Origin of the sequence: Dietzia sp. DQ12-76, assembly GCF_014145045.1 — a bacterium.
GTDB lineage: Bacteria > Actinomycetota > Actinomycetes > Mycobacteriales > Mycobacteriaceae > Dietzia.
Genome location: NZ_JAALDV010000182.1, coordinates 1 through 4,927, shown reverse-complemented (window position 1 = coordinate 4,927; position 4,927 = coordinate 1). Strand labels below are relative to the sequence as shown.

At 70.8% G+C, this 4,927-nt stretch carries 5 protein-coding genes; 2 read left to right on the top strand and 3 right to left on the bottom strand.

What is annotated here, in order from left to right:
* Both G6019_RS07580 and G6019_RS07575 read right to left on the bottom strand, forming a co-directional pair.
* Positions 1 to 293 (bottom strand): FUSC family protein (locus G6019_RS07580; protein WP_182627326.1); only part of this gene is annotated, 293 nt, incomplete at its 3' end.
* Positions 294 to 443: 150 nt separating this feature from the next.
* On the bottom strand, positions 444 to 1,727 hold the full coding sequence (locus tag G6019_RS07575) for an acyl-CoA dehydrogenase family protein (RefSeq protein WP_182612452.1): 1,284 nt from the start codon (positions 1,725 to 1,727) through the stop codon (positions 444 to 446).
* A gap of 155 nt (positions 1,728 to 1,882) precedes the next feature.
* Between G6019_RS07575 and G6019_RS07570 the strand changes: the two genes are divergently transcribed.
* Positions 1,883 to 2,842: a TIGR03620 family F420-dependent LLM class oxidoreductase gene (locus G6019_RS07570; protein WP_182612453.1), complete on the top strand. Its 960-nt coding sequence runs from the start codon at positions 1,883 to 1,885 to the stop codon at positions 2,840 to 2,842.
* Between the two features lie 17 nt (positions 2,843 to 2,859).
* Here G6019_RS07570 and G6019_RS07565 read toward each other — a convergent pair whose 3' ends face one another.
* Positions 2,860 to 3,396, bottom strand: a complete 537-nt coding sequence (locus tag G6019_RS07565) for a hypothetical protein (RefSeq protein WP_194305543.1) — start codon at positions 3,394 to 3,396, stop codon at positions 2,860 to 2,862.
* Positions 3,397 to 3,499: 103 nt separating this feature from the next.
* Here G6019_RS07565 and G6019_RS07560 point away from each other — a divergent pair, with 103 nt between their 5' ends.
* Positions 3,500 to 4,918: an MFS transporter gene (locus tag G6019_RS07560; RefSeq protein WP_182627324.1), complete on the top strand. Its 1,419-nt coding sequence runs from the start codon at positions 3,500 to 3,502 to the stop codon at positions 4,916 to 4,918.
* Positions 4,919 to 4,927: the final 9 nt, after the last annotated feature.

Here is a 4,927-nt window from a genome sequence, read left to right as displayed (position 1 = left end):
CCACTCGCCCGGAACGCCACCGCCGCGGTGGTGGCCGCGAGCACCGCCACCGTGAGCTGCCACGCACCGACACCGAACCACCGCGCCAGGAGTTCGGCGGCCACGATCCCGAGGAGCACGCCCGTGGAGATCTCGAGAGCACGGACGCGCCGCTGCCCTGCAGAGAGCCCGGTCGCGACCACCGCGGCGATCGGCGCGAAGACCGCGTTCTGGGGGCCGAACACCAGCTCGGCGAGGAGAAACGCGAGGCCGGCGGCCGTCGCGGCGAGAAGCAGGGTGGGGGAGTAGCGCACGACCCTCGCCCAGGATGCGGACCCGCGCCTGCGCGCGCCCTCGACCACCCGGGGCCAGTGGGCGGAATTCTCCGACTCGATGCGACACCACCTCCGGCTACCGGCGTGAGTCCACGGTACGGGCGGGCCACGGGGACGTCATCCGGATGCTCAGCGCGAGAGCAGCCCCTTGGCGATGTGCGTCACCTGGATCTCGTTACTACCGGCGTAGATCATCAGCGACTTGGCATCCCTGGCGAGTTGTTCGACCCGGTACTCGGCCATGTACCCGTTGCCTCCGAAGAGCTGCACCGCGTCCATCGCGACCTCGGTCGCCACCTCGGAGGCGTAGAGCTTCATGGCTGACGCCTCTGCCAGGGTGAGGGGCTTTCCGGCCCGGGCGCGCTCGATGGAGTGGAACACCATGTTCTGCACGTTCATCCGCGCCACCTTTATCCGGGCCAGCTTGAGCTGGATCAGCTGGAAGCGCCCGATCTCCTGGCCCCACAGTGTCCGCTCCCGCGAGTAGTCCACGCAGAGTCGATGGCACTCCTGGATGATGCCCAGCGACATGGTCGCCACGCCGATGCGCTCCGCGGTGAAGCTGGACCTGGCGGACTCGCGCCCGTCGCCACCCCGGTGGTCCTCGGTCTCCCCGAGGAGGCGCTCGCGGCCGAGACGGACGTCGTCGAAGAACAGCTCGCCGGTGGGGGAGCTGTGCAGGCCCATCTTCTTGAACGGGGCGCTCTGGGTCAGGCCGTCCATCCCCGTGTCCAGGACGAAGGTCAGGACCGGGCGGTCCCGCTTGGCGGTCGCGGTGGCACCGTCCTCGACACCGGCTGCCGTGCCCTCGTCGAGCTTCGCGTAGACGATCATCACGTCGGCGTGCGGGCCGTTGGTGATGAACGTCTTGTGGCCGTTGAGGATGTAGTCGTCGCCGTCCCTCCGCACGTAGGTCCGCATCCCGCCGAACGCGTCCGACCCCGAATCCGGCTCCGTGATCGCCCACGACGCGACCTTCTCCATGGTGACGATGCCCGGAAGCCAGCGCTTCTTCTGCGCCAACGTCCCGCGCGACATGATGGTCGTGGCGCCCAACCCGATGCTCACCCCGAGCGCGGAGACCAGGCCCATGCACGCTCCCGCGAGTTCGCTGATCACCACCGCCATCAGTGAGTCCTGGCCCTCGAACGCCCCGCCCGAGCCTTCCGACCCGCTCGAGCCCCCCGACCCGCTCGACCCGCCCGACTCCCGTGCCTGCTGCCTGGCGAGCATCTTCTCGACCGCGTCTGCGGCCATCGTGTCGATGCCGAACTCCGCGAACAATGTGCGGATGATCGGGTACGGCGTCATCTCCCCGCTCTCCAGGGCGTCCAGGTTCGGACGGATCTCCTTGTCGATGAAGCCGCGCACGGCCTCTCGGATCATCAGGTCGGTCTCGGACCACTCGAACATCGACGCCTCATCTCCTCGGAGTCCCAGGGCTCTGCTGGAACGTGTTCCGCCTGAAGTCTGGCGCGCCCCCGTCGGGTGGGTCGTGGTTTCGGCGTGAAACGCCTCCCGGGACCTGAGGCACACAGGAGCCCGCACTGTTTGGCACACTCGGGTGCATGAGTGAGTCACCCCACGATGCGACCGACCGGGCTGACCACAACCGGGCCGGCCGCGGCCGGCTGGGGAGGGTCGGGCTGTGGACGGGTTCGCTGGAGGGCGTGCCGCCGGCGGGGATCCCCGACCTGCTCGGCGAACTCGACGACCAGGGATGGGGGTCGCTGTGGTTCGGAGAGGCCGTCGGGCGCGAGGCGTTCACCGCCGCGCAGCTCTACCTGTCGGCCACCAGCCGCATGGCCATCGGCACGGGAATCGCGAACATCTACGGACGGGACGCCTCGGCCGCCGGCGCGGCCGCGCGCACCATCGAGGCCCTGCACCCCGGTCGGTTCGTGCTGGGTCTCGGAGTCTCCCACGCCCCGCTGGTGGAACGGCACCGCGGACACCACTACGGTCGCCCGCTGTCGGCGATGCGCGAGTACCTCGACGCGCTCGACCGGACCCAGCCCATGGCCGCGGGCGAGGACACCATGCCGCCGGTGGTGCTGGCCGCGCTCGGGCCCAGGATGCTCGAGTTGTCCCGGGACCGGACCTCCGGAGCGCACCCGTATCTGACCCTGCCCGAGCACACCGCGCGGGCGCGCGCCATCCTCGGCGGGTCCGGGGATGACGGGCCGGCGCTGGTGGTGGAACACGCTGCGGTGCTCGCCGCAGGTGTAGAGGACGACGACGAGCTGTGGCGGTCGCGGGCCCGGGACCACCTGAACATCTACACGGGACTGCCGAATTACCGGAACTCGTGGACCCGCCAGGGCTTCGACGAGTCCGACTACATCCGCGGCGGCAGCGACCGCCTGCAGGCGGCCTTGGTCACCCGGGGGATCGAGGCCACGCGGGTCCGGGTGCAGGAGCATCTGGACGCGGGCGCGTCCACGGTGCTCGTACAGGTGCTCGGTGAGAACGTCCTGGTCCCGCCGGTCGAGGACTGGCGGCGCGCGTCCGAGGGCCTCCTGGACTGACCGCTCCCGGTCCTCTCTCAGCCCGGGTACGCGACGGTGTCGACGACGATCGGCCCGGCCACGGCCCCCCCGGTGGTGGTGAGGCGGTACTCGACCCGACCCGACCCGGTGGAGATGATCGCGTCGTAGGGGTGCGCGACGGGGTCCGGGACACCGAGGGAGAACCGCGGGTGGGGGATCTGCGCGACCTTCTCCCCGCGCGCGCCGGTGTCCAGGTTGCGCCAGGACAGCGTGGCGGTCAGGGCGCACGGACCCACGCCCGCGACCGCGAAAGCCCAGCTCACACTGGCCGTACCGGGATACCCGTCACCCCGGAGTGAGGTGGACACCGCGCCGGCGCACGCGCCGGTGGGAGATCCGCCCCAGGTGACCAGACGGTCCGGGGCGGGCAGGACCTGGACGACCGCCTCGGCGGAACCCTGGGCGTGCGCCGTGGCCGGGGCCGCGAGGACGGCCGACGAGGCGAGGGCCGTGGCGGCGAGAGACGCGACGATGGTGGCGGGGAGTCGGTGGGCGGACCGCCGGGACCTTCCGGTGATGTTCACACCGGCCATGCTGGCACCGGGTGATGCAGACCACAAGAGCGCGGGGTCGGCAGCGGACGCGGTCGACACCTGTCTGTAGTGTCCGACTACAGGTCTCTGGAAGGACACGGCGATGGGCGGCAGGACTCGGGGCGGGGACGCCGTTCGTGCGGAGCAGGACGGGTTGGTCGTCGTTCTGGCCTTCGGCGGGATCGTCATGTCCCTCACCCAGACTCTGGTGATCCCGCTGCTGGGGATGCTGCCGGCGATCCTCGGCACCTCGGCGGCCAACGCGGCGTGGGTCGTCACCGTGACCCTGCTGGCCGGAGCGGTGGCCGGCCCGGTGATGGGCCGCCTCGGCGACCTCTACCCCAAGAAGAACGTCCTCATCGGTGTCACCGCGGTGATGGTCGTCGGGTCCGTCTTGTGCGCCCTGGCCACCTCGCTGTGGCCGATGCTCGTCGGCCGGGCGCTCCAGGGTGTGGGGATCGGGGTGATCCCGATCGGGATCGCGACGATGCGTGAGGTCCTGCCCGCCGTGCGCCTCGGTCCGGCTATCGCGTTGATGAGCTCCTCGTTGGGGGTCGGTGGCGCGCTCGGGCTCCCGGCGGCGGCCGCCCTCGCGCAGTACGGCTCATGGCAGTGGATGTTCTGGGGCACGGCCGTACTCGGGGTGGGGATCATCGCGATGATGGCGCTGCGCATTCGGTCGGTGCCGGCGGCCAAACCCGACGGCACGCTGGATCCCGTCGGTGCCCTGGGTCTGGCGGTGGGTCTGATCGCGCTCCTGTTGGCGGTGTCCAAGGGCGCGGACTGGGGTTGGGTCTCTCCCGTGACCCTCGGACTGTTCGTCCTGGCCGCCGTCGCGTTCCCCGTGTGGGGGTGGTGGGTCCTACGTCACCCGTCGCCGCTCATCGACCTGCGGGTAGCGGCCCGACGACCGGTCCTGCTGACCAACATCGCCTCGATCCTCGTGGGCATGGGGCTCTACGCGCAGCTGCTCGTGATCCCGCAGATCCTCCAGCTCCCCGTGGCCACCGGGCACGGTCTGGGCCAGTCGATGGTGGCGATGGGACTGTGGATCGCGCCCGGCGGGCTGGCCATGATGGCCGTCTCGCCCGTGAGCGGACGGCTCATCACCACCCGTGGGCCCAAGCCCACGCTCATCCTGGGATCGCTGGTCATCGCGGCCGGGTACGCCTCCGCCCAGTTCCTCATGGGGTCGACGTGGGGCGTCATGATCGCGGCCGTCATCACCAGCTCCGGAGTGGGTCTGGCCTACGGCGCCATGCCCGCCCTCATCATGTCGTCGGTGCCGCACTCCGAGATGGGGTCGGCCAACAGCGTCAACACACTCATGCGCTCGATCGGCACCACCACCGCCGCGGCGGTCCTCGGCGTGATCCTCACGCAGATGTCCGTGGACTTCGGGGGGTTGTTCGTCCCCACCGAGACCGGTTTCCGGGTGGGCCTGCTGCTCGGGTGCGGCGTCGCCCTGGCCGCCGCGGCGGTCGCCGCCGTGATCCCGCCGCCGTGGGAGTCGGAGGACTGACCCGCGAGC

What these genes read in the sequence shown, in the direction of transcription:
- G6019_RS07565 (WP_194305543.1), bottom strand. Translation starts at nt 3,396, where the DNA reads ATGGCCGGTGTGAACATCACCGGAAGGTCCCGGCGGTCCGCCCACCGA.
- G6019_RS07575 (WP_182612452.1), bottom strand. Translation starts at nt 1,727, where the DNA reads ATGTTCGAGTGGTCCGAGACCGACCTGATGATCCGAGAGGCCGTGCGC.
- G6019_RS07570 (WP_182612453.1), top strand. Translation starts at nt 1,883, where the DNA reads ATGAGTGAGTCACCCCACGATGCGACCGACCGGGCTGACCACAACCGG.
- G6019_RS07560 (WP_182627324.1), top strand. Translation starts at nt 3,500, where the DNA reads ATGGGCGGCAGGACTCGGGGCGGGGACGCCGTTCGTGCGGAGCAGGAC.